This window comes from Frankia sp. CcWB3 (assembly GCF_977927595.1).
In genome coordinates this window covers 1-2,582 of the sequence record NZ_CDWRCK010000399.1, presented here as the reverse complement: position 1 = coordinate 2,582, position 2,582 = coordinate 1, and the positions used below count along the sequence as shown (strand labels likewise).

General features: G+C 72.8%; 2 protein-coding genes. One reads left to right on the top strand and one right to left on the bottom strand.

What is annotated here, in order from left to right:
- The first annotated feature begins 302 nt into the window (after positions 1-302).
- Positions 303-1,094, top strand: a complete 792-nt coding sequence (locus tag ACY5KJ_RS19690) for a VOC family protein (RefSeq protein ID WP_462188696.1) — start codon at positions 303-305, stop codon at positions 1,092-1,094.
- A gap of 153 nt (positions 1,095-1,247) precedes the next feature.
- Here ACY5KJ_RS19690 and ACY5KJ_RS19685 read toward each other — a convergent pair whose 3' ends face one another.
- Complete coding sequence (locus tag ACY5KJ_RS19685) at positions 1,248-2,249, bottom strand: GntG family PLP-dependent aldolase (RefSeq protein ID WP_462204063.1); 1,002 nt, start codon at positions 2,247-2,249, stop codon at positions 1,248-1,250.
- Positions 2,250-2,582 lie beyond the last annotated feature (333 nt).

The following is a 2,582-nucleotide window of genomic DNA, read 5'->3' as shown; positions in this document are numbered from 1 at the left end:
GGCGGGGGTGGGGGCGAACCTGCCGAAGACGACCGAGTGCCCGAGGGGAGTCAGTGTGCACTCGACCCGCGGGGGTACCTCCACAGCGGGGTACCTCCACATATGTGGACCGGGGTGGGGATGCCGTCGCGTTCCAGGCCGCGCAGGGACTCGATGAGCACCTTGGGCGTGATGCCACGCAGCGGCACCTGGAGCTCGGAGAATCGCCGATGGCCGCCGAGGAATTTCTGTCGGTGCCGGGGTCCAAGGTGATGTGGCACGGTCCGCCTGATACGGGTCCGCACGATACGAAGGAGCACATCATGCCTACTCGAGAGACCGCCCCGGCCGGAGCGCCCTGCTGGGTCGACCTGATGACCTCCGACCCGGCCCGGGCTCGGACGTTTTACAGCGAGCTGTTCGGCTGGACGGCGGAGGATCCCGCTGAGGAGTTCGGCGGGTACTTCACCTTCACGAAGGACGGTGTCCAGGTCGCCGGCTGTATGCCCGAGCAGGACGAGGCCGTCCCGAATGGCTGGTCGGTCTACCTGGCCACGCCGGATGCCGAGAAGACCGTCGCCGCCGCTGTGGACCACGGGGGTCAGGTGATCGTCCCGGCGATGGCCGTCGAAGAGCTCGGCGTCATGGCCGTCGTGACCGACGCCGCCGGCGCGGCGATCGGCATGTGGCAGCCGGGGCTGCACCGTGGTTTCGGGGTGCTTGCCGAGCCGGGCGCCCCCGGCTGGTTCGAGCTGCACACCCGCGACTACGCCGCGGCCGTCGGCTTCTACCGGGACGTGTTCGGCTGGGACGTTCACGTCGTCAGCGACACCCCGGAGTTCCGCTACACGACCTTCGGCAAGGACGAGGGCGCGCTCGCCGGCATCATGGACGCGGCGGGCTTCCTGGCCGAGGGCGTCCCGGCGCACTGGTCGGTGTACTTCGCCGTGCAGGACACCGACGCGGCGCTCGCGAAGACCGCCGAACTCGGCGGGTCGGTGGTGCTGCCCGCGGAGGACACCCCCTACGGCCGCCTCGCGGTCGCCGCCGACCCGACCGGCGCCGTGTTCAAGCTGGTCGGCCCGGCCAAGTCTGAGCCCGCCGCCGCGAGCTGACCCGCCCGGCCCGGTTCCCGCCGCGGATGTGCCTGAGGCGCAGCACTATCGTTGCGGGAACCGAGGGCTGGCCCGTTACCGTCGGCGCCGTCGGCCAGTGACCATCCTGGCCCGGGGGGCGAGGGATCCGGCCCGGCTCAGGTGGGACCCGGCTCAAGCCGCCACCGGCGGCTGGGCGCGCAACAGGCGGGCGAGGACGGACCCGGCGTGGCGGATGCCCGCGTCGTCCACGTCGAGGTGGGTGACGATCCGCAGCGTGGTCGGCCCGGTCGCCCCGACCAGCACGCCCTGCTCGGCGGCGCGCGCCGCGACGGCCCCGGCGTCAGTGACCTGGACCAGCACCATGTTGGTCTCCACCGCCTTCGGGTCGACGCGGCCGGGTGCGGCGTCGGCCAGCAGCGCGGCGAGTTCGGCGGCGCGTCGATGGTCCTCCGCGAGCCGGTCGACGTGGTGGTGCAGCGCGTGCAGGCCGGCCGCGGCCAACACGCCGGCCTGGCGCATCCCGCCGCCGAGCCGCCGGCGCCACTCCCGGACGGTGCCGACGCGGCCGGCATCACAGACGACCAGGGAGCCGACCGGCGCGCCCAGCCCCTTGGACAGGCACACCGACAGGGTCGTGAAGGCGGCTGCGAGGCGACGCGGCGGGACGGCGCTCGCGACCGCGGCGTTCCACAGCCGCGCGCCGTCGCAGTGCAGCGCCACGTCGGCGGAGTCGGCGATGGCGCGGAACTCCGCCAGCCGGCCGAGCGACCAGACCCAGCCGCCGGAGCGGGCATGGGTGTTCTCCACGGCCAGCACGCTGGTCCTGACCATGCTGTAATTGCCGGTGACGCTGTGCGCGCGGATCGCGGCGGCCACGTCCGCCAGGTCCGCCGCCGCGGTGAGGCCGGGCAGGGTGCGGGTCTGCACCCCGCCGAGCGCGGCCAGCCCGCCGAGCTCGTAGGTGACGATGTGGGCCTCGGTGTCGGTGATGATCTCGGTGCCGACCGGCGCGCTGGACCGCAACGCGACGAAGTTGCCCATGGTCCCGCTCGGCACGAACACGGCGGCCTCGTGGCCGAGCAGGTCCGCAGTGTACTCCTCCAGCGCGCGGACGGACGGATCCTCGCCGTAGTGGTCGTCGCCCACCTCGGCTGACGCCATGGCCCAGCGCATCGCCGCGGTCGGCCGGGTCACGGTGTCGCTGCGCAGGTCCACGGGCCCGGCTGGGCGCAGCGGTGCCGGCCGGTTCGCCACCCGCGGCCGACTGGACACGGCCGGTTCGTCGTTGATCCTCGGAGAGCCGTCACCTGTGGCATCGGAGGTAATGTCTTGTGATGGTAGCTACCTGCACCAGGGCGTTCCGGGCTATTGGCGGTCCGTTGGTGAGCGTGCGAGCCCGGGTGTACGCCCCGGCGGGTACTCGGCGAACGGGTGCGCGACCTGCTGCTGCTTCGCCCTCGGCATTCCTCAGCCCGGCGGTGTCTGCCCAGCCTAGTACTCCAATCC